Genomic DNA, 20,491 nt, shown 5'->3' with positions numbered 1-20,491 from the left:
AATCCAGGAATGTGCCCGCGGAGGCAGTCTGGATTGCTTCGTCGCTTCGCTCCTCGCAATGACGAGATCGACGCCTGAGGCAGGGGGAAGCACTTCTGATGTCATCCAAGAACCGACTGGACCCGATCCCGCATCCGCCGACCAAGCCGGTGGTCGGCAACATGCTGTCGCTGGACTCGGCCGCCCCCGTGCAGCACCTGACGCGGCTCGCAAAAGAGCTGGGTCCGATCTTCTGGCTCGACATGATGGGCTCGCCGATCGTGGTCGTCTCCGGCCACGACCTCGTCGACGAGCTCTCTGACGAAAAGCGCTTCGACAAGACGGTGCGCGGTGCGCTGCGGCGTGTGCGTGCGGTCGGTGGCGACGGCTTGTTCACGGCCGATACCAAGGAGCCGAACTGGAGCAAGGCGCACAACATCCTGCTCCAGCCGTTCGGCAACCGGGCCATGCAGTCGTATCACCCGAGCATGGTCGACATCGCCGAGCAGCTCGTCCAGAAGTGGGAGCGGCTCAACGCCGACGACGAGATCGATGTCGTCCACGACATGACCGCATTGACGCTGGACACAATCGGCCTGTGCGGCTTCGACTACCGCTTCAACTCGTTCTACCGCCGCGATTACCACCCGTACGTCGAGTCGCTGGTGCGCTCGCTCGAAACCATCATGATGACGCGTGGCCTGCCCTTCGAGCAGCTTTGGATGCAGAAGAGGCGCAAGACCTTGGCCGAAGACGTCGCCTTCATGAACAAGATGGTCGACGAGATCATTGCAGAACGACGCAAGAGTGCGGACGAGATCGACGACAAGAAGGACATGCTGGCCGCGATGATGACCGGCATCGACCGCGCGACCGGCGAGCAGCTCGATGACGTCAACATTCGCTACCAGATCAACACCTTCCTGATCGCGGGCCACGAGACCACCAGCGGCCTGTTGTCCTACACGCTCTATGCACTGCTCAAGCATCCGGACATCCTCAAGAAGGCCTATGACGAGGTCGACCGCGTCTTCGGTCCCGACGTCAATGCGAAGCCGACCTATCAGCAGGTGACGCAGCTCACCTACATCACGCAGATCCTGAAGGAGGCGCTGCGGCTGTGGCCGCCGGCGCCAGCCTATGGTATCTCGCCGCTCAACGATGAGACCATCGGCGGCGGCAAGTACAAGCTCAGGAAGGGCACGTTCACCACCATCCTGGTGACGGCGCTGCATCGCGATCCCTCAGTCTGGGGACCGAACCCTGATACCTTCGATCCCGAGAATTTCAGCCGCGAGGCGGAAGCCAAACGGCCGATCAATGCCTGGAAGCCGTTCGGCAACGGCCAACGGGCTTGCATCGGCCGGGGCTTTGCCATGCACGAGGCTGCGCTTGCGCTCGGGATGATCCTCCAGCGCTTCAAGCTGATCGATCACCAGCGCTATCAGATGCACCTGAAGGAAACGCTGACGATCAAGCCGGAGGGTTTCAAGATCAAGGTTCGCCCGCGCGCCGATCGCGAGCGCGGTGCCTTTGGCGGACCAGTCGTGGCAGTGGCTTCGGCACCCAAAGGACGGCGTCAGCCGGCCGCCCGGCCCGGCCACAACACGCCGATGCTGGTGCTCTACGGCTCCAATCTCGGCACCGCCGAGGAACTCGCGACGCGCATGGCCGACCTCGCTGAGATCAACGGCTTTGCCGTGCGTCTCGGCCCGCTCGACGATTACGTCGGCAAGCTGCCGCAGGAAGGTGGCGTACTGATAATCTGCGCCTCCTACAACGGCGCACCGCCTGACAATGCGACGCAGTTCGTCAAATGGCTCGGCAGCGATTTGCCGAAGGACGCCTTTGCCAATGTGCGCTACGCCGTGTTCGGCTGCGGCAACAGCGACTGGGCAGCGACGTATCAGTCGGTGCCGCGCTTCATCGACGAGCAATTGTCGGCACATGGCGCGCGCGCCGTCTATCCGCGCGGCGAGGGCGATGCGCGCAGCGATCTTGACGGCCAATTCCAGAAATGGTTTCCGGCGGCTGCCCAGGTCGCGACCAAGGAATTCGGCATCGACTGGAATTTCACCCGCACCGCGGAGGACGATCCGCTCTATGCAATCGAGCCGGTGGCGGTGACCGACGTCAACACTATCGTGGCCCAGGGCGGTGCTGTCGCGATGAAGGTTCTGGTCAATGACGAGCTTCAGAACAGAAGCGGGCCCAATCCGTCGGAGCGTTCGACGCGCCATATCGAGGTGCAACTGCCGTCCAACATCACCTATCGGGTCGGCGATCATTTGAGCGTGGTCCCGCGCAACGACCCGACACTGGTAGATTCGGTCGCCCGCCGCTTCGGCTTCCTGCCAGCCGATCAGATCCGGCTTCAGGTCGCCGAAGGCCGCCGGGCGCAATTGCCCGTCGGCGAGGCCGTGTCGGTCGGCCGTCTGCTCAGTGAGTTCGTCGAGCTGCAGCAGGTCGCGACACGGAAGCAGATCCAGATCATGGCGGAGCACACGCGCTGCCCGGTGACGAAACCAAAGCTGCTGGCGTTTGTCGGGGAGGAGGCTGAGCCACTCGAGCTCTACCGCACCGAGATCTTGGCCAGACGCAAATCGGTGTTCGACCTGCTGCTCGAATATCCGGCCTGCGAATTGCCGTTCCACGTCTATCTCGAAATGCTCTCGCTGCTCGCGCCGCGCTATTACTCGATCTCGTCCTCCCCGTCGGTCGACCGGGCGCGGTGCAGCATCACCGTCGGGGTGGTCGAAGGACCGGCCGCTTCCGGGCGCGGCACCTACAAGGGCATCTGCTCCAATTACCTGGCGAACCGGCGAGCGGGTGATACGATCTACGCCATCGTGCGTGAGACCAAGGCCGGCTTCCGCCTCCCCGACGAGTCATCCGTGCCGATCATCATGATCGGACCGGGCACGGGACTTGCCCCGTTCCGCGGGTTCCTTCAGGAGCGCGCTGCGCGCAGGGCGAAGGGGACTGCTCTTGGTCCGGCGATGCTATTCTTCGGCTGCCGCCATCCCGATCAGGATTTTCTCTACGCAGACGAGCTGAAGGCGCTGGCGGCAAGCGGCATCACCGAGCTTTTCACCGCGTTCTCGCGTGCCGATGGCCCGAAGACCTATGTGCAGCATCTCCTGGCCGCGCGGAAGGACAAGGTCTGGTCGCTGATCGAGCAAGGCGCCATCATCTATGTCTGCGGCGACGGCAGCAAGATGGAGCCCGATGTGAAGGCAGCCCTTGTCGCGATGCACCGCGAAAAGAGCGGTAGCGATGCCGCGGCCAGTGCACGCTGGATCGAGGAGATGGGCGCGAGCAACCGCTATGTGCTGGACGTTTGGGCGGGTGGGTGACCACGGGCGCGATCGTGCTAAACGTCAGGCATGATTCCCTGGGAAAAGATCGACACCGCGCAAATCCCCGGTTCCGACGGTGAGCTCCGCCTGATGCGGCGCGGCAAGGAGTTCTCCATCAAGCTCGGCAGCAACGAGCTGATGAACAGCCGCTTGTCGGGCTCGGAGGCCGCGCTTGCAACGCTGGCGGCAAAGCAGATCGAGAACGTCGCAAAGCCCGTCGTCCTCATCGGCGGCCTCGGCATGGGTTTTACGCTGCGCGCGGCGCTTGCCGTGCTCGGAGGCAAGGCGAGGATCGTGGTCTCCGAACTTGTGCCTGCGGTGGTGGCCTGGGCACGCGGCCCGATGGCGTCGGTCTTCGGCGACAGCCTCGACGATCCCAGGGTGAGCATCCGGGAGACCGACGTTGGCGAAATCATTCGGGCGCAGCGCTCCGCCTTCGACGCCATTCTCCTCGACGTCGACAACGGGCCGGAAGGGCTGACACGAAAGGATAACGACGCGCTCTACAATGCGGACGGTTTGATGGCGGCTAAGACGGCGCTGCGGCCAGGCGGCGTGCTCGCTGTCTGGTCGTCAGGGCCCAACCCGGCCTTCACCAAGCGCATTGCGAGCGCCGGCTTCGACGTCAACGAAATCAACGTCCGCGCCACCGGCAGAGGCGGCGGCGCGCGCCACGTGATCTGGATCGCGAGGAAGGGCGCGGCGGCTTGCGCCGCCGCGCCATGCGCGTGGTCGTCGATGGCGCCGATGATCTCGGGCCAGAAGCGCATCGGCAGCGCGTGGCCCATGCCTTCGATCATCAACAGCTTGGCGCCGAGAATTGACGCTGCCGTGTCCTTGCCGCCTTCGGGATGGACCAGGGGATCGACGGTGCCGTGAATGACGAGCGTCGGCGTCTTCACCCCATGCAGCCGTTCCTTGCGGCTGCCCGAGGCGAGCGCGGCGCGGAGCTGCCGGCCGACGCCGGCCGGATTGAGTCCGCGTGCGAACACGCGCTCGGCGCGTTCAGGGTCGAGCGCTTCCTCTTCCGGAAAAGACCCGCCGCGCAAGATCTTCCATGTCTGGCCGAAGCGGACCATAAATTCCTCCTTGCTGCGTGGCGGCGGCGCCATCAGCATTGCGGCGGCCTCGCGTGTCGGCGGCGGCACGCGCGGATTGCCCGTCGTCGACATGATCGAGGTCAGCGAGCGTACGCGCTCGGGGAATGATAGCGTCACCGCCTGGGCGATCATGCCGCCCATGGAGGCCCCGACCAGATGCGCCGACTTGATGCCGAGCGCATCCATCAGCCCGACCGTGTCCTTCGCCATGTCGATCAGCTTGTAGGTTGCGGCAACCGGAATCCTGAGGAAGCGTAGCTTCAGCAGCTCGAGCGGCGTCAGCCGCTTGCCGCCGGTCAGATGGCTCGACTTGCCTATGTCGCGGTTGTCGAAGCGGATCACGCGAAAGCCGCGCGCGGCAAGCTGCTCGCAGAATGCATCATCCCAATGGATCATCTGCGCCCCGAGCCCCATGATCAGCAGCAGCGGCTCGGCATTGTCGTTGCCGAAGATTTCGTAGCAGATGTCGATCCCGTTGGCGCGGACGGTCTGGGGCGGCTGATGGACGTTCACGGTCGCTATCCCTTGCTGCTGACCAATGCTGTATTGCACGGTTTCCCGCGGCAAAGAAGCCGTGTGGGCGGCACCGGACCGCTCGCCGGTTGACCGGCCCCTCGCAACGGTGTGGTATGGCCCAAAAGAAGGGCATCGAAGCTCTCGAGATCAGGAGGACGCCGATGACCGACAAGCTCAACGACCCTGTCGCCATGTGGCAGAAGATGATGGGCGAGATGGAGAAGGGGTTCAACTCCTTCGCCAACGAAGCCATGTCGTCGCCCGAATTCTCACAGGCGATGAACCGCGCGGGAGGAGTTGCTGCAGGTGCTCAGAAGCAGCTCGGTGAACTCATGGAGAAGTATCTCGTCGCAATGAACCTGGCGAGCCGGCAGCAGGTCATGGGCCTTGCGGAACGGCTCCAGTCCATCGAAGCCCAGATCGGCGAGATGAGGTCGATGCTGAGCCAGATGGCGGCAAATTCCGGAATCTCGCAAGGCGGCGCCGGCGCCCCACGGCCGCCGCGGACGAAGCGCCCGCCCTCTGAAAACGGAGAGCGGACATGAACGCGGCGACGGGACTTGATTTCGCATCTATCCCGGAGCGCATCCAGACCGAGGTGCAGCGCGCAATCCAGCGCAGCATTAAGGGCGTCGAATATTTCTCGACCTCCGGCCCCACGCTCGGATCGACACCGAAGGACGTGCTGCATTCGCGCGGCACGATGAGCCTCTATCACTACCGGCCAATGTCGGACGAGATCTACCGCGTGCCGGTGCTGATCGTGATGGCCACCACCAACCGTGGCTACATTCTCGACCTCGTCCCTGGCCAGAGCTTCATCGAGTTCCTCTTGAGGCGCGGCTACGACGTCTACATGCTCGATTGGAGCGCGCCGCGGCCGGAGGAGAAGAGCCTGCGGATGGAGGACTATGTCCTCGACTTCATTCCGGATTGCGTCCGCCGTGTGCAAGCCGATTCCGGCGAGCAGGACGTTTCCGTCATCGGCTATTGCTTCGGCGGCGTGCTGTCGCTGCTCTACGGCTCGATCCACAAGGACGGGCCGATGAAGAATCTGATCTGCTTCACTACGCCGATCGACTTCCGCGAGATGAAGCTGTTGTCGAACTTCTCCGATCGCCGCTATTTCGACGTCGACCATCTTGTCGATAGCGTCGGCAACGTGCCGCCGGAGATGATCCTGTCCTCGTTCGAGATGTTGCGCCCGGCCTCGCGCACGGTGAGCCAGATCCAACTTTGGGAGAACATCTGGAACGACGAGTTCGTCAAGTCTTACCGCATGTTCGACCGTTGGGCGACCGACACGCTGCCGCTGGCGGGTGAATATTTCCGCACCATCACCAAGGATCTGATGTGGGACAACAAGCTGTTCAATGACAGCATGTCGGTCGGCGGGCGCGCGGCGAAGCTGGAGAACATCAAGGTGCCGATCCTGCATGCGGTCGCCGAGCATGACCACATCGTGCCTTATGACGCGGCAAAGCACCTGATCGCAAAGATCGGCTCCGAGGACAAGGAAGAAGTGATGTTGAAGGGCGGCCACGTCTCCCTCGTGGCCGGTGCCAATGCGGTGAAGCGGCTGTGGCCGAAACTGGACTCCTGGCTGGGAAAGAGATCGACATGAATGAGCAGCGTTCCTATCCGCGTCACCTCAAGACCGATGCCGGTGATATCGAAATCCGCCTGATGTCGCCTAGAGACGAAGCCGCGGTGCTGGCCTTCGGCCAAGGTCTTCCGTCCCATGATCTGTTGTTCCTGCCGCGCAATATCAGCCAGCCGAAGGTGCTCTCCGCCTGGGTCAAGGAGATCGAGCGCGGCGCGATCACGAGCCTGCTCGCGGTGAGGGACGGCAAGGTCGTCGGCTGCGGCACGCTGGTGCGCGATCCGCATTCCTGGTCGCCTCATGTCGGTGAGATCCGCATGGTGGTCTCGTCCGACGTACGCGGGCAGGGTGTCGGGAAGGCGCTCTCGCAGGAGACCTTTGCACTTGCGCTCGGAGCTGGCCTGGAAAAGCTCTCGGTGCAGATGACGGTCGACCAACAGGCGGCGATTGCCTTGTTCGAAAGCCTCGGCTTCAAGGCCGAGGCTCTGCTGCGCGATCATGTCCGGGACGTCGATGGCAAGACCCACGACATCGTCGTGCTCGGGCACAATATCGCGCAGGTTCAGGCCCAGATGGAGGCCTATGGATTGCCAGGCGCGGTCCAGCATTAAGACGAAGATCGGGCCGAAACGGACCTAATTCGTTCGGGACGGCCGCTGACAAGAGCTCGCGGTGCCCTTTTGGGAGGCTGTTCACGATTCCGTGATACCGCAGTGCAATAAGGTTATTGCATCGCACAATAGTCCATGCCATATATGTCGTGCCCCGGGCCATGCGGACGGGGTGAGCCATAGCTCAGAGCAATGAGGATGGAGAGAACCCCATGACCACCGAAACCAACACCGCCTTCGAGGGCTTCAAGGACGCTTTCAAGAACATCCAGAATCTGGAAGTTCCTGAGGCCGCCCGCGAGTTCGTCAAGAAGACTGCCAACACCGCCAAAGACCGTGCTGCCGAAGCTTTCGCCGGCTCCGAGCGGGTGACCGCCGCCGTCGAGAACGCGGTGACAGAATCCGTCGCCGAGGCCGGCAAGATCAGCCGCAACATTCAGCAGGCGATCTATGAGGACGCCGAGGCGTTCTTCTCGGGCATCGACAAGCTCGCGTCCGCCAAGTCGATCAGCGAGGCCGTCGAGATCCAGTCGAGCCTGCTCCGCGCCCGCGGTGAAGTGTTCGTCTCGCGAGCCAAGGCGACTGCCGACTATTTCGGCAAGCTCGCCGCCAACGGTGCGAAGTCCGCTCAGGACAATTTCGCCAAGGTCTACAACAAGACCGCGTGATACGGCGCCTTGAGACGAGAAACTGATTTTGAGGCCCGCTTCGGCGGGCCTTTGTTTTTTTGCGCCACCGTCACTGCGAGCCACCGGGCCCGCGCAAAGCGCGGCCCCATGACCGGCTCAGCGAACCAAATCCAGAGTCTTTCCACGGAAGCAGACTGGATTGCTTCGCTTGGCTCGCAATGACGAGTACTGTGATGCAGTGATGACTCCACCCGCCGCCTTCTCCTTCGACACCCCTGGTGACGCCAAACGTGCGGCCGAGCTGCGCCGCGTGAAAGCGCTCGCGACGTTGGTTCTGGCCGCGACGCTTGCGCTCTTCATCGTCGCGAAGATCCTGCTGAACGTGCATCCCGTGTTCGGCTTCGTCGCGGCCTTCGCGGAAGCCGCGACCATCGGCGGGCTCGCCGATTGGTATGCCGTGGTTGCGCTGTTCAAGCGGCCGCTCGGCCTGCCGATCCCGCATACCGCGATCATCCAGAGCAACCAGGCCCGCATCGCCGACAAGCTCGGCGAGTTCATCCAGGTGCATTTCCTCGAGGCGGGACCCGTCGAGGCCAAGCTGAAGGAAATCGATTTCGGCTCCTTCGTTGCCGACTGGCTGCGTGATCGCAAGCGCAGCGACGATCTTGCGCGCTTTGCGCTGCGTCTGCTGCCGGAGGCGTTCTCAGCGACGGAAAGCTCGGGCCTGATGACGTTCATCATCCGCCGCATGTCATCGCAGCTCCAGGCGATCGACCTTGCGCCGCTCGCGGCCGGCACGCTGCGCGGCTTCATAGCTGAGGGACGGCACCAGATTCTGTTCGACGATCTCCTGCGCGTGATGCACGAGACGCTAAATCAGAAGGAGACGATGGCGATGATCCGCGAGAAGGTGCGCGCGGAATTGCCGACCCTGCTCAGGCTCTACCGCGCCGACAAGTTTCTGGTGAACAAGATCGTCGCATCCGCCACCGCCTTCTTCAATGAAGTGCGCAGCGATCCCAAGCATCCGTTTCGCGGTGAATTCGACCGCATGGTGCTGACCTTCGTCGAGAGGCTCGGCACCGACCAGGCCTATATCGACCGTATCGCCGGGCTGAAGCGCGATCTGCTGGCGCGCCCCGAGCTTGCCCAACTCGCCCGCACCGTTTGGGCCAACACGCGCTCCTTCATCGAGCGCAGCGCCAGCGGCGAGACGCAGGTGCTCCAGCATCATCTCGCCGGCATGTTCGTTGCCGCAGGCGAAGCGCTCGCGGGCGATGCCGAGTTGCGCGGCGAGATCAACAAGGGCCTGGTGACCGTGCTGCGCAGCTTCGTCGCCGATCAGAAGGGCGGCGTCTCGACTTTCATCTCCGACCAAGTCAAGGCGTGGAATATGACGCAGTTGATTTCTCTGATCGAAATCAATATCGGGCGCGACTTGCAATACATCCGCTTCAACGGCTCGCTGATCGGCGGTCTCGCCGGACTTGTGCTCTACTCCGTCGAATTCCTGGTCCGATTGTTGTGACTTTTGCGTCACGGCCGTTAGCATTAACGCCTGAGCCTATTGTCGCCTTGCGCCTCTCCCGCTTGAATGTCGGGAACCGGCCCCCCTAGCTGATTCATGTTGCGCTGCGGAACGTTCAAGAGGCCGGCGTGTTGGAATCCATGCCCATTTTCCGGCAACGCGGCCGGGCTTTTCAGGAATTCTTCCCAGGGGAACATTGATGACCGCAACTGCCCAGACGCTGCGTCCGCCGTCCCGCTCTCTGATGTTGCTGGAGGGGCGCGCGATCCACGAGTTCGGCGCCTTCCTTGGCGCGCTGCCGCTCTTGAGCCTCGCGCCGCACGGCGATGGGCATCCGGTGCTGGTGCTGCCAGGCCTCGTCGCCTCCGATTCCTCCACGCGCGCGCTGCGCGCGTTTCTGATCAGCAAGGGCTATGCGGTGAGCGGCTGGGGCCAGGGTCGCAACTACGGCCTGCGTCCCGGCGTCCAGCAAGCGATGGTCGATCTGGTCCAGGAACTCAGCGACGCGCATGGCCGCAAGATCAGCCTGATCGGCTGGAGCCTCGGCGGCCTCTATGCACGCCAGCTCGCCAAGATGATGCCGGAGCGCGTGCGCCAGGTGATCACGCTCGGCAGCCCCTTTGCCGGCAATCCGCGTTCGACCAACGCCTGGCGCGTCTATGAATGGGCGAGCGGGCGCAAGGCCGACGAGGTCGATCCGCACTTCGGCGGCGAGCTCGCCGTCCCGCCGCCGGTGCCGACCACCGCCATCTTCAGCCGCACCGATGGTGTCTGCGCCTGGCAGGGCTGCATGGAGAAATCGGGAGCGCAGACCGAGAGCATCGAGGTCGAAAGCAGCCATTGCGGCATGGGACACCATCCCGCCGTGGTCTACGCGGTCGCCGATCGCCTCGCACAGACGGAAGGCCAGTGGCAGCCGTTCGACCGCAGCGGCTGGCGCAGCCTGGCCTATCCCGATCCGCATCGGTGATGCTTCGCCTCTGGCCGTAAGAACGAAACGGGAGAGGAGCAACGGCGTGGTTCCCTCCATTGTCGCGCCCGCTCCAAACGCGCTATGCCTTCCGCATGGCACATCCGTTGTCCCGCATCATCGACCAGCTCAAGCGCGAGCCGTCGCGCACGGGCTCCATCGTCATCACCGTATTCGGTGATGCCATCGTACCGCGCGGCGGTGTGGTGTGGCTCGGTACGCTGTTGGAATTCTTCGAAAGCCTCGACATCGACAGCGGCGTGGTGCGTACCGCGATGTCGCGCCTTGCAGCCGATGGCTGGCTGACGCGCGAAAAGGTTGGCCGCAACAGCTTCTATCGGCTGGCCGAAAAGGGACGCCAGACCTTCGAGGCCGCGACGCGCCACATCTACGATCCGCCGCCGTCCGACTGGACCGGGCGTTTCGAGCTGCTGCTGATCGGCAATGGCGAGGACCGCGACGCCTCGCGCGAGGCACTCCGCAATGCCGGTTTCGGCACTCCGCTGCCGGGCGTATGGGTTGCGCCATCGGGCGTACCGGTGCCCGACGAGGCGGTTGGCGCGATCCGTCTTGAAGTCTCGGCGGAGGATGACAGCGGCCGTCGCCTGCTCAGCGCGAGCTGGCCGCTGGACCGTACCGCGGACGCCTATGTGAAATTCATGAAGACGTTCGAGCCGCTCCGTGCCGCGATCGCGCGCGGCACGGATTTGTCCGAGACCGACGCCTTCACCGCGCGCATCCTCCTGATCCACTATTACCGCCGCGTCGTGCTGCGCGACCCGCTGTTGCCCGAAAGCCTGCTGCCGGCGGATTGGCCGGGCAGGGCAGCGCGTGCGCTTTGTGGCGAGATTTATCGCGCACTGCTGGCTCCGTCGGAACAGTGGCTCGACAGGCATGGAACCAACGAGAGGGGACCCTTGCCGGCGGCGCGGAAGCTTCTGGAACGGAGGTTCGGGGTCTGATATATGTTACAGAAATATCTTGCATGAACTAAATTTTGTTATACATTTCCTCCCAACAAATCGGGAGGATGCGCATGTACACCCAGGCGCTGAACACGGCCGAGACCGACGATCGCGGTCTTGAGGACGCAGCCAGGGCTGCACAATTCCAGGCCCGCATTGATGCCGAGGAGCGCATCGAGCCGAACGACTGGATGCCGGCGGCCTATCGCAAGACGCTCACCCGCCAGATCTCCCAACACGCCCATTCCGAGATCGTCGGCATGCTGCCGGAGGGCAATTGGATCACGCGCGCCCCGACGCTGCGCCGCAAGGCCGCGCTGCTCGCCAAGGTGCAGGACGAATGCGGCCACGGGCTCTATCTCTATGCCGCCGCCGAGACGTTAGGGACCTCGCGCGAAGAGCTGGTCGATGCCATGCTCGCCGGCAAGGCCAAATATTCCTCGATCTTCAATTATCCGACGCTGACCTGGGCCGACATCGGCACCATCGGCTGGCTGGTCGACGGCGCCGCGATCATGAACCAGATCCCGCTGTGCCGCTGCTCCTATGGCCCCTATGCGCGCGCGATGATCCGCGTCTGCAAGGAGGAGTCCTTTCACCAGCGCCAAGGCTACGAGATCATGTTGACGCTGTGCCGCGGCTCGGAGGAGCAGAAGGCGATGGCGCAGGATGCGTTGAACCGCTGGTGGTGGCCGGTGCTGATGATGTTCGGCCCGCCCGATGCCGCGAGCCAGCACAGCGACACCTCGACGAAGTGGAAGATCAAGCGCTTCTCCAATGACGAGCTGCGCCAGAAATTCGTCGATGCCACCGTGCCTCAGGCGCAATATCTCGGCCTCACCATTCCCGATCCCGCCATGACCCAGGATGCCGACGGGCACTGGCGCTACAGCGAGATCGACTGGACCGAATTCAAGCAGGTGCTCGCCGGCAACGGCCCCTGCAATCGCGATCGGCTCGCCGCGCGCCGCAAGGCGCACGAGGAGGGCGCCTGGGTGCGCGAGGCGGCGGCTAGCTATGCCGCCAAGCGCGCGCAGCGTCAGATCGCACAAGCCGCGGAATAGGAGATCACGATGGCCACGCCGAACACGCCGCTGTGGGAAGTGTTCATTCGCAGCCGCAACGGGCTCGCGCACAAGCATGTCGGCTCGCTGCATGCGAGCGACGCGACGATGGCGCTGCAGGCCGCTCGCGACATCTACACCCGCCGCGGCGAGGGCCTGTCGATCTGGGTCGTGCCGTCCACTGCGATCACCGCGAGCGATCCCGCCGACAAGGGCATGATGTTCGAGCCGGCGGAGTCGAAGATCTATCGGCACCCGACCTTTTATGAGGTGCCCGAAGAAGTGGGACATATGTGATGCCGGTCGCCAATATTCAGGTCTCTGAAACGCCGCTGGTGCTCTACGCGCTGCGCCGGGCCGACGATGCGCTAATTCTCGGCCACCGGTTGTCGGAATGGTGCGGGCATGCGCCGATGCTGGAAGAGGACATGGCGCTGTCCAACATCGCGCTCGATCTTATCGGGCAGGCGCGGGAGCTCTATGGCTATGCTGCCAGGATCGAGGGCGAGGACAACGACGAGGACAAGTTCGCTTATCTGCGCGACGTCAGGCAGTACCGCAATCTGCTGCTGGTCGAGCAGCCGAACGGAGACTTCGCTCAGACGCTGGTTCGGCAGTTCTTCTATTCCGCCTTCGCCGATTTCTATTGGCGCGCGATGATGACCTCGCGCGATACGACGCTTGCCGCCATTGCAGCCAAGTCGGAGAAAGAGAGCGCCTATCATCTGCGCCATGCCTCGGAGTGGATCATCCGGCTCGGTGACGGCACGGACGAAAGCCACGCCCGCGCGCAGGCCGCGATCGATCATCTCTGGGCCTTCACCGGTGAGATGTTTGCCGTCGACGAGGGCGAACGCGCCCTGATCGATGCCGACATTGCGGTTGATCCGGCGAGCTTGCGCGGTCGCTGGTTGACGACGTTGTCGGATATCGTCAGCGAGGCGACACTTGAGCTGCCGCAGAACGGCTGGATGCAGCAGGGTGGCCGTTCTGGCCGGCACAGCGAGCATCTCGGCCATCTCCTGTCCGAGCTGCAATCGATGCAGCGCACTTTTCCGGGGCTGACATGGTGACGGCGCTGGATCGCGACACTGACCTGCGCCGGCGCGCCTGGGATGCTGCGGCGAGCGTGGTCGATCCCGAGATTCCGGTGCTGACTATCGGCGATCTCGGCGTGCTCCGTGACGTCGTTCTGGACGGCGATCGCGTCGAGGTCGCGATCACGCCGACCTATTCGGGCTGCCCTGCCATGAACATGATCGCACTCGAAGTCGAGCTCGCGCTGGAACGCGCCGGCTTCCGTCGTCCGAACGTGCGTACGGTGCTGTCGCCGGCCTGGACCACGGATTGGATGAGCGGGGAGGGGCGCGCCAAGCTGCGCGCCTACGGCATCGCGCCGCCGCAGGCCTCAAGCTCGCGCCGCGCGCTATTCGGCGGACAGACCGTCGCGTGTCCGCAATGCGGTTCTGATAAGACCGAACTCTTGTCCGAATTCGGCTCGACCTCCTGCAAGGCGCTCTGGCGCTGCAAGGCCTGCCGCGAACCCTTCGACTATTTCAAGTGTCATTGAGCTGAACGAATGCCAACCCCATCGTCATTGCGAGGAGCTCTTGCGACGAAGCAATCCAGACTGCTTCCGCGGAGAGACTCTGGATTGCTTCGCTTCGCTTGCAATGACGTCGGAGAGACCGAACGAGGGGGCACGTAATGTCAGCAGCCGCACCGCGCTTCCATCGCCTGGCCGTCAACGACGTCCGTCGCGAGGCCTCGGACGCCATCTCGCTGACCTTCGCCATTCCCGGCGAACTCGCTAGCGATTACGCCTTCACGCCCGGCCAGTACCTGACGCTCCGCACGACGCTCGATGGCGAAGAGGTGCGCCGTTCCTATTCCATCTGTTCCGGCCCCCACGACGGCGAGATCCGCATTGCCGTGAAGAAGATCGACGGCGGCGCGTTTTCGAGCTGGGCGGCGGACGAGCTGAAATGCGGCGACGAACTCGACGTGATGACACCGACCGGACGCTTCGGCCTGGTCCCATCGGCGGAGAGCGGGCGCATCCATGTCGGCTTTGCCGCGGGCTCCGGCATCACGCCCATCCTCTCGATCGTGAAGGGCATACTCGCGCGTGAACCGCAGAGCCGCTTCTTCCTGTTCTACGGCAACCGCTCTACCGACAACATCATGTTTCTGGAAGCGCTGGAGGAGCTGAAGGATCGCTTCATCGACCGTCTTTCGATCTTCCACGTCATCTCCGGTGAGGAACAGGACATCGCGATCCTGCATGGCCGGCTCGACGGCGACAAGGTGAGGGTGCTCTTGCGTTCGCTGGTGCCGGCGGAAAGCGTCGACCATGTCTTCATCTGCGGTCCATCAGGCATGAGCGAGGACATCGAGGCGACCTGCCGCGATCTTGGGGTCGCGGAAGAGCGTATCCATGTGGAGCGCTTCGTCTCCGAATTCGGCGGCAAGCCGCGGCCGAAGAAGGCCGTTGCCCCCGACGCGCCACCGAAGGCGGTCGCGTCCCTCATCATCGACGGCAAACGCCGCGATGTGCCTGTTGCCGAGGACGAGGTGATCCTCGATGCCGCGCTCCGCGCCGGCGTCGATCTGCCCTTCGCCTGCAAGGGCGGCATGTGCTCGACCTGCCGCGCCAAGCTGGTCGAGGGCGAGGCGCCGATGGACATCAACTACTCGCTGGAACCCTGGGAGCTGAAGGCCGGCTTTATCCTGACCTGTCAGGCGAAGCCGTCGTCGGAGCGCGTCGTGGTCGATTACGACCATGTTTGACAGTTTTGGCCGAGCAGCAGAGCATGATGGATAAACACTTGCCCGGGAGAAGCGCGTGAACATCAAAGCTGCCCTGTCGTCCGAGGATATCGCCCGCGCCTGTGCTGACGCGATGTGGGCGGAGGACGATGCCTCCAAGGGGCTCGGCATGGAGATCGTCGACATCGGCCCGGGCTTCGCGACGGTGACGATGGTGGTGCGGCCGGACATGGTCAACGGCCAGCGCATCGCCCATGGCGGTTTCATCTTCACGCTCGCCGATTCTGCCTTCGCATTTGCCTGCAACTCGCACAATGAGCGCGTCGTCGCGGCGCAGGGCCAGATCACTTTCATCAGGCCGGGCAAGCTCGGCGATTGCCTGGTTGCGAAGGCTAGAGAGATCACCCGTGGCGGCCGCTCCGGCATCTACGACGTGCGTGTCACTGTCGGCGACACCGTCATCGCGGAGTTCCGCGGGCATTCGCGTGTCATTCCCGGCGCGTGGCTGCCGGCGCAGGATCAATAAGAAAGCAAAGAAAAGAACAACGAAGATGAGGGGAAACGAGGATGGCTCTGACGAGGCTCAAGGAAGGTGGCAACACTTATAGCGCGGAGATGGACGCGCAGGAGCGCGCCTCGCGTGACGAGATCATGGCACTGCAGAAGCAGCGGCTGGCCTGGTCGCTGAAGCACGCCTATGACAACGTCGCGCATTACCGCAACGCCTTCGACAAGGCCGGCGTGCATCCGTCCGACTTTCGCGAGCTTGCGGATCTCGCAAAATTCCCCTTCACCGTGAAGACCGATCTCCGCGACAATTATCCTTTTAACATGTTCGCCGTGCCGCGCGAAAAGCTGGTGCGGGTGCATGCCTCCTCAGGCACCACGGGCAAGCCGATCGTAGTCGGCTATACCCAACGCGACATAGACACCTGGTCGGACGTGATGGCGCGCTCGATCCGCGCCGCCGGTGGCCGGACTGGCATGATCATCCACAATGGCTATGGTTATGGTCTTTTCACCGGCGGACTCGGCGTCCACTACGGCGCCGAGAAGCTCGGCTGCACCGTGGTGCCGATCTCCGGCGGCATGACTGAACGGCAGGTGCAGCTCATCAACGATTTCCGGCCCGACATCATCACGGTGACGCCGAGCTACATGCTGGCGATCCTCGACGAGTTCAAGCGGCAGAAGCTCGATCCGCGCCAGTGCTCGCTCAAGATCGGCATCTTCGGCGCCGAGCCTTGGACCAACGCCATGCGCGGCGAGATCGAGGACGCCTTCGACATGGATGCGACCGACATCTATGGTCTCTCCGAGGTGATCGGTCCCGGAGTCGCGCAGGAATGCATCGAGACGAAGGATGGGCTCCATATCTGGGAGGACCATTTCTATCCCGAGGTGATCGACCCCAAGACCGGCGCGGTGCTGCCCGACGGCGAGAAGGGCGAGCTGGTCTTCACCTCCCTCACCAAGGAAGCGTTCCCGGTGATCCGCTATCGCACCCGCGACCTGACGCGGCTATTGCCGGGTACGGCGCGGCCGGGCATGCGGCGCATGGAGAAAGTGACGGGGCGCTCGGATGACATGATCATCCTGCGCGGGGTCAATCTGTTCCCGACCCAGATCGAGGAGGTGCTGCTCGCCACCGACTGGTGCGGCGGCCACTTCATCCTGGAACTCACCCGCGAAGGCCGCATGGACGAGCTCACCATCATCGCCGAAGCGCGTCCCGAAAGCTGGGACGGTCGCGGGCTTGTCGATCACGCCGACAGGGTATCGACCCAAATCAAGAATACGATCGGGATCAGCTCCAAGGTTCAGGTGGTCGCACCGGCCACGCTGGAGCGCTCGCTCGGCAAGGCCAAGCGGCTCTACGACAAGCGGCCGAAGGATTGACTTGATCGTCTCCAAAGGCGACAAGCCCCGCAAGAAATCACGGGTCTTTCGATGTCGCCAGCCGATGCCAAAACCGTTGAAGCGCGCTGCGTCCGCCTCAATGCCAAGGCCGAGAACGCCGCGGCGCTTGCGCCGGTGGTCGAGCCTCAGACGCTCACGCGTGGTCTGAACGATCTCCTGATCGAGGTGAAGGCTGCCGCAGTCAATCCCTCGGATGTGAAGGCCGCAACGGGCCTGATGCCTTATGCCGTCTTCCCGCGGACGCCCGGCCGTGACTACGCTGGTGTGGTGATCGATGGGCCGGCCGGCACGATCGGCCGTGAGGTGTTCGGCTCGTCCGGCGATCTCGGCATCCGCCGCGACGGCACCCACGCAACCCATCTCGTCGTCGAAGCCGATGCCGTGGTGGAGAAGCCGAAGACGTTGTCCTGGGAGGAAGCCGCCGGCATCGGCGTGCCCTTCGTCACGGCCATGGAAGGCTTTCGCCGCGCCGGCGTGCCGAAGAGCGGCGAGACCGTGTTGGTGTTCGGCGTCAATGGCAAGGTCGGCCAGGCTGCTGTGCAGATCGCGACCTGGCAGGGCGCACGCGTGATCGGCGTGGTGCGCAAGGCAGAAGCCTATGAAGGCCACACCAACGCGCTGGTCGAGGTGATCGATGCCTCCATGAGCGATGTCGCCACGCGCGTGCGCGATTTGACCGGCGGCAAAGGCACAGACGTCGTCTTCAACACGGTCGGCGATCCCTATTTCCAGGCGGCGCACAAGTCGCTTGCCTTGCGCGGCCGCCAGATCCTGATCGCCGCGATCGACCGCATCGTGCAATTCAACATTCTCGAATTCTACCGGGGGCAGCATACATATGTGGGCATCGACACGCTTGGCCTGTCGTCGTCGGCGACCGGCGCGGTGCTGCGCGATCTCGGCGCGGGCTTTGCGAGTGGCCACCTAAAGCCGTTCCCGATCAAGGCGAATGCCGTCTACCCGCTGGAGCGCGCCAAGGACGCTTATGTCGCGGTTGCGGGTTCGTCTCGCGACAGGGTAATCCTGCGGCCATGAAAACGCGTCATTGCGAGCGTAGCGAAGCAATCCAGGGTCTTTCAAGGGCGGCAGTCTGGATTGCTTCGCTGCGCTCGCAATGACGGCGAAGGGCGAGAGACCTGAGAACTACCGATGGAACCTGCACAACTCGTCATCCTCGCCGGTCTCGTCATCGGCCTGATCTATGGCGCTGTCGGTCTGCTCAGCGGCTTCTGTCTGATGAGCAGCATGCGCGGTTTTCTGGCGGGGGGCGACGGGCGGCTGGTGCGCACTTATGCGCTGGCGATTGCGGTTGCGATCGCCGCCAGCCAGTTGCTGGCGGGCAGCGGCACGGTCGATCTCGGCAAGTCGATCTATCTGCAACAAACCTTCTCTGCGCCGTCGCTGTTCCTCGGCGGCTTGCTGTTTGGCTACGGCATGGTGCTGTCAAATGGCTGTGGCTCGCGCGCGCTGGTGCTGCTCGGCCGCGGCAATCTGCGCTCCTTCGTCGTCGTGATCGTGCTTGCGATTGCCGCGCAGATGACGCTCAAGGGCCTGATTGCGCCGGCCCGCATTGCGCTGGTTCAGGCGTCGCAAGCTACCGTCAACGCGAATTCGCTGCCGTCGCTGCTGGCCGCGCTTGGTGCCGCTGAACCGGTTTCGCGCGCGCTCGCTGCTGCCGCTGTCGTCGTCGCGCTGATCCTGTTTGCCTTCGCGCAGCCGGCGTTCCGGCGCTCGCCGGGCCAGATCGCGGCCGGCGTCATCGTTGGACTTCTCGTTGCCAGTGGCTGGTTCGCCACCGGCTCTCTCGGCGCCGACGATTTCAATCCGGTGCCGGTGACTTCGCTCACCTTCATCGCGCCGATCGCCGATAGCCTGCAATACGCCATGCTCTCGACCGGCCTGACACTCAATTTCGGAATCGCGACCGTCGCCGGCGTCTTCGCCGGTAGCCTGGTCACGGCGCTCGCGACGGGTCGTTTTCATGTCGAAGGCTATTCCTCGCCCCGCCACATGCTGCGTTCAGCCGGCGGCGCCGCGCTGATGGGAATCGGCGGCGTGATGGCGTTCGGTTGCTCGATCGGGCAGGGGCTCACCGGAATGTCCACACTGGCGCTGGGCTCGTTCGTCGCTGTTGCCGGCATCCTGCTCGGCACGGCGGCGGGACTGCGCGGTGCACTGCGCGTTCAGCCTCTCAAGACGGCAGCCGGGGCCGGCTCACCGGCCCCTTGAGCTACTCCACGGCTTTCGTCACGATGCGGATCTCCGAGGTCAGCGTCCGGTGCACCGGGCACTTGTCGGCGATCTCCATCAACCTCTTGCGCTGCTCGGCATCGAGCGCGCCCTCCATTGCAATGCCGCGCTCGATCTGATCGAGCATCCCCTCGCGCGTTTCGCACTCCGCACAGTCCTTGGCATAGATCTTGGAGTGCTTCAGTGTGACCGTGACACGGTCGAGCGGCAGTGACTTGCGCTCGGCATAAAGACGCATGGTCATGGAGGTGCAGGCGCCGAGGCCGGCGAGCAGGAAATCGTAAGGGCCGGGGCCGGCATCCTCGCCGCCGGCGGCCACCGGCTCATCCGCTGTCAGGCGGTGCGGACCGACGGCGATGATCTGGTGGAACTTGCTCTTGCGGGTCTCCTGGACCACGACCTGGCGCGGCGTCTCCGGGAGATCCATCGCCTTCGCGGACTTTGCGGTGTCGACATAGCGGCTGGCCCAGGCCGCGATCACGTCGGCCGCGTAGAGGGCATCGCCGGGCTTCGCCAGAAGATGATCGGCGTGGTCGAGGGAGATGAAGCTCTTGGGGTGCTTGGCCGCGACGAAGATCTTGGTCGCATTGTCGATGCCGACGGTATCGTCGACCGGGGAGTGCATCACAAGCAGGGCTTTGTGCAGACCGGTGACGTCCTTCATCAGCTCATGCTCGACGATATCGTCGAGGAATTCACGCTTGATCCGGAATGTACGGCCGGCCAGCGAAACGTCGACTTCGCCTTGCGCGCGGATGTTGTCGATGTGGTCCTTGAAGAGACCGGTGACGTGGGCGGGATCGGACGGCGCCGCGATGGTCACAACCGCAGTGGCTTCGGGGATCTGTCCTGCTGCCGCGAGGATCGCGGCACCGCCGAGGCTGTGCCCGATCAAGACGGACGGCGCTCTGCGCGTCGCGCGCAGGTGATCGGCGGCGCGCACGAGATCGGCGACATTGGAGGAGAACGTGGAATTGGCGAAATCGCCCTCGCTGGAGCCGAGCCCGGTGAAGTCGAAGCGCAGCACAGCAATGCCCTTGGCCGCGAGCGCGACCGCGATGCGCTTGGCCGCCAGCGTATCCTTGCCGCAGGTGAAGCAATGCGCGAACAGCGCGAAAGCCGTGGGCTCGCCGTCGGGCAGTTCCAGCGCGGCCGAAAGCTGATGGCCGCCTTCACCCCTGAATTGAAAGCGCTCCGTCGGCATTGGACTTCCCCGTCCTTTGTTCAA

Annotated in this window: 18 protein-coding genes and 2 pseudogenes; 18 read left to right on the top strand and 2 right to left on the bottom strand. The window is 63.8% G+C overall.

Features of this window, described 5'->3' with window-relative positions:
- The first annotated feature begins 98 nt into the window (after nt 1-98).
- On the top strand, nt 99-3,335 hold the full coding sequence (locus IVA91_RS01725; RefSeq protein ID WP_247279831.1) for a cytochrome P450: 3,237 nt from the start codon (nt 99-101) through the stop codon (nt 3,333-3,335).
- A 30-nt stretch (nt 3,336-3,365) separates the two neighbouring features.
- Nucleotides 3,366-4,034, top strand: a pseudogene (locus IVA91_RS01720) (spermidine synthase); the annotation flags it as partial.
- Nucleotides 4,035-4,039: 5 nt separating this feature from the next.
- Here IVA91_RS01720 and IVA91_RS01715 read toward each other — a convergent pair.
- A pseudogene (locus IVA91_RS01715) lies at nt 4,040-4,951 on the bottom strand (alpha/beta hydrolase); the annotation flags it as partial.
- 164 nt (nt 4,952-5,115) lie between these two features.
- Here IVA91_RS01715 and IVA91_RS01710 point away from each other — a divergent pair.
- The 16 genes from IVA91_RS01710 (at nt 5,116) to IVA91_RS01635 (ending at nt 19,242) form a co-directional block, all read left to right on the top strand.
- The gene (locus IVA91_RS01710) at nt 5,116-5,499 is read left to right on the top strand and encodes a hypothetical protein (RefSeq protein WP_247279828.1); all 384 of its coding nucleotides are present in this window, start codon (nt 5,116-5,118) and stop codon (nt 5,497-5,499) included.
- Nucleotides 5,496-6,578 carry an alpha/beta fold hydrolase gene (locus IVA91_RS01705; protein ID WP_247279827.1) on the top strand — a complete coding sequence of 361 codons (1,083 nt, stop codon included), beginning with the start codon at nt 5,496-5,498 and terminating at the stop codon, nt 6,576-6,578. Before IVA91_RS01710 ends, IVA91_RS01705 begins: the two co-directional genes overlap by 4 nt.
- Nucleotides 6,575-7,168, top strand: coding sequence for a GNAT family N-acetyltransferase (locus IVA91_RS01700; RefSeq protein ID WP_247279826.1), 594 nt, complete (start codon nt 6,575-6,577; stop codon nt 7,166-7,168). The genes IVA91_RS01705 and IVA91_RS01700 overlap by 4 nt, the downstream gene beginning before the upstream one ends.
- A 212-nt stretch (nt 7,169-7,380) precedes the next feature.
- Nucleotides 7,381-7,836 carry a phasin gene (locus tag IVA91_RS01695; RefSeq protein WP_130214759.1) on the top strand — a complete coding sequence of 152 codons (456 nt, stop codon included), beginning with the start codon at nt 7,381-7,383 and terminating at the stop codon, nt 7,834-7,836.
- 202 nt (nt 7,837-8,038) lie between these two features.
- Nucleotides 8,039-9,325, top strand: coding sequence for a DUF445 domain-containing protein (locus tag IVA91_RS01690; RefSeq protein ID WP_247279825.1), 1,287 nt, complete (start codon nt 8,039-8,041; stop codon nt 9,323-9,325).
- A gap of 199 nt (nt 9,326-9,524) precedes the next feature.
- Nucleotides 9,525-10,295 (top strand): alpha/beta hydrolase, encoded by a 771-nt coding sequence (locus IVA91_RS01685; protein WP_247279824.1) that lies wholly within the window; start codon nt 9,525-9,527, stop codon nt 10,293-10,295.
- A 95-nt stretch (nt 10,296-10,390) separates the two neighbouring features.
- Nucleotides 10,391-11,257: a phenylacetic acid degradation operon negative regulatory protein PaaX gene (gene paaX / locus IVA91_RS01680; protein WP_247279823.1), complete on the top strand. Its 867-nt coding sequence runs from the start codon at nt 10,391-10,393 to the stop codon at nt 11,255-11,257.
- 74 nt (nt 11,258-11,331) lie between these two features.
- Nucleotides 11,332-12,324 carry a 1,2-phenylacetyl-CoA epoxidase subunit PaaA gene (gene paaA / locus IVA91_RS01675; protein ID WP_247279822.1) on the top strand — a complete coding sequence of 331 codons (993 nt, stop codon included), beginning with the start codon at nt 11,332-11,334 and terminating at the stop codon, nt 12,322-12,324.
- A 9-nt stretch (nt 12,325-12,333) separates the two neighbouring features.
- Entirely contained in the window at nt 12,334-12,621 is a 288-nt protein-coding gene (gene paaB, locus IVA91_RS01670) for a 1,2-phenylacetyl-CoA epoxidase subunit PaaB (protein WP_106942621.1), read from the top strand.
- A complete protein-coding gene (gene paaC / locus IVA91_RS01665) occupies nt 12,621-13,397 on the top strand; it encodes a 1,2-phenylacetyl-CoA epoxidase subunit PaaC (RefSeq protein ID WP_247279821.1) in 777 nt (258 codons plus the stop codon). Before paaB ends, paaC begins: the two co-directional genes overlap by 1 nt.
- A complete protein-coding gene (gene paaD / locus IVA91_RS01660) occupies nt 13,391-13,894 on the top strand; it encodes a 1,2-phenylacetyl-CoA epoxidase subunit PaaD (RefSeq protein WP_247279820.1) in 504 nt (167 codons plus the stop codon). The genes paaC and paaD overlap by 7 nt, the downstream gene beginning before the upstream one ends.
- Nucleotides 13,895-14,031: 137 nt before the next feature.
- On the top strand, nt 14,032-15,114 hold the full coding sequence (gene paaE / locus IVA91_RS01655; RefSeq protein ID WP_247279819.1) for a 1,2-phenylacetyl-CoA epoxidase subunit PaaE: 1,083 nt from the start codon (nt 14,032-14,034) through the stop codon (nt 15,112-15,114).
- Nucleotides 15,115-15,169: 55 nt separating this feature from the next.
- Nucleotides 15,170-15,619 carry a hydroxyphenylacetyl-CoA thioesterase PaaI gene (gene paaI, locus IVA91_RS01650; RefSeq protein ID WP_247279818.1) on the top strand — a complete coding sequence of 150 codons (450 nt, stop codon included), beginning with the start codon at nt 15,170-15,172 and terminating at the stop codon, nt 15,617-15,619.
- 41 nt (nt 15,620-15,660) lie between these two features.
- Nucleotides 15,661-16,992: a phenylacetate--CoA ligase PaaK gene (gene paaK / locus IVA91_RS01645; protein WP_247279817.1), complete on the top strand. Its 1,332-nt coding sequence runs from the start codon at nt 15,661-15,663 to the stop codon at nt 16,990-16,992.
- A 51-nt stretch (nt 16,993-17,043) separates the two neighbouring features.
- Nucleotides 17,044-18,048, top strand: a complete 1,005-nt coding sequence (locus IVA91_RS01640) for a zinc-binding alcohol dehydrogenase family protein (RefSeq protein WP_247279816.1) — start codon at nt 17,044-17,046, stop codon at nt 18,046-18,048.
- A 114-nt stretch (nt 18,049-18,162) separates the two neighbouring features.
- Entirely contained in the window at nt 18,163-19,242 is a 1,080-nt protein-coding gene (locus IVA91_RS01635) for a YeeE/YedE family protein (protein WP_247279815.1), read from the top strand.
- A gap of 1 nt (nt 19,243) precedes the next feature.
- On the opposite strand, the gene IVA91_RS01630 is transcribed toward IVA91_RS01635, so the two are convergent.
- On the bottom strand, nt 19,244-20,467 hold the full coding sequence (locus tag IVA91_RS01630) for a bifunctional alpha/beta hydrolase/OsmC family protein (protein ID WP_247449728.1): 1,224 nt from the start codon (nt 20,465-20,467) through the stop codon (nt 19,244-19,246).
- Nucleotides 20,468-20,491: the final 24 nt, after the last annotated feature.

This window comes from Bradyrhizobium sp. 153 (genome assembly GCF_023073835.1).
In the GTDB taxonomy this organism is placed as follows: domain Bacteria; phylum Pseudomonadota; class Alphaproteobacteria; order Rhizobiales; family Xanthobacteraceae; genus Bradyrhizobium.
Note: the sequence above shows the minus strand (reverse complement) of the source record. Positions and strands in the feature narration are given on the sequence as shown.

Coding starts and splice junctions, on each gene's coding strand:
- IVA91_RS01725 (WP_247279831.1), top strand. CDS start 99: ATGTCATCCAAGAACCGACTGGACCCGATCCCGCATCCGCCGACCAAG.
- IVA91_RS01710 (WP_247279828.1), top strand. CDS start 5,116: ATGACCGACAAGCTCAACGACCCTGTCGCCATGTGGCAGAAGATGATG.
- IVA91_RS01705 (WP_247279827.1), top strand. CDS start 5,496: ATGAACGCGGCGACGGGACTTGATTTCGCATCTATCCCGGAGCGCATC.
- IVA91_RS01700 (WP_247279826.1), top strand. CDS start 6,575: ATGAATGAGCAGCGTTCCTATCCGCGTCACCTCAAGACCGATGCCGGT.
- IVA91_RS01695 (WP_130214759.1), top strand. CDS start 7,381: ATGACCACCGAAACCAACACCGCCTTCGAGGGCTTCAAGGACGCTTTC.
- IVA91_RS01690 (WP_247279825.1), top strand. CDS start 8,039: ATGACTCCACCCGCCGCCTTCTCCTTCGACACCCCTGGTGACGCCAAA.
- IVA91_RS01685 (WP_247279824.1), top strand. CDS start 9,525: ATGACCGCAACTGCCCAGACGCTGCGTCCGCCGTCCCGCTCTCTGATG.
- paaX (WP_247279823.1), top strand. CDS start 10,391: ATGGCACATCCGTTGTCCCGCATCATCGACCAGCTCAAGCGCGAGCCG.
- paaA (WP_247279822.1), top strand. CDS start 11,332: ATGTACACCCAGGCGCTGAACACGGCCGAGACCGACGATCGCGGTCTT.
- paaB (WP_106942621.1), top strand. CDS start 12,334: ATGGCCACGCCGAACACGCCGCTGTGGGAAGTGTTCATTCGCAGCCGC.
- paaC (WP_247279821.1), top strand. CDS start 12,621: ATGCCGGTCGCCAATATTCAGGTCTCTGAAACGCCGCTGGTGCTCTAC.
- paaD (WP_247279820.1), top strand. CDS start 13,391: ATGGTGACGGCGCTGGATCGCGACACTGACCTGCGCCGGCGCGCCTGG.
- paaE (WP_247279819.1), top strand. CDS start 14,032: ATGTCAGCAGCCGCACCGCGCTTCCATCGCCTGGCCGTCAACGACGTC.
- paaK (WP_247279817.1), top strand. CDS start 15,661: ATGGCTCTGACGAGGCTCAAGGAAGGTGGCAACACTTATAGCGCGGAG.
- IVA91_RS01640 (WP_247279816.1), top strand. CDS start 17,044: ATGTCGCCAGCCGATGCCAAAACCGTTGAAGCGCGCTGCGTCCGCCTC.
- IVA91_RS01635 (WP_247279815.1), top strand. CDS start 18,163: ATGGAACCTGCACAACTCGTCATCCTCGCCGGTCTCGTCATCGGCCTG.
- IVA91_RS01630 (WP_247449728.1), bottom strand. CDS start 20,467: ATGCCGACGGAGCGCTTTCAATTCAGGGGTGAAGGCGGCCATCAGCTT.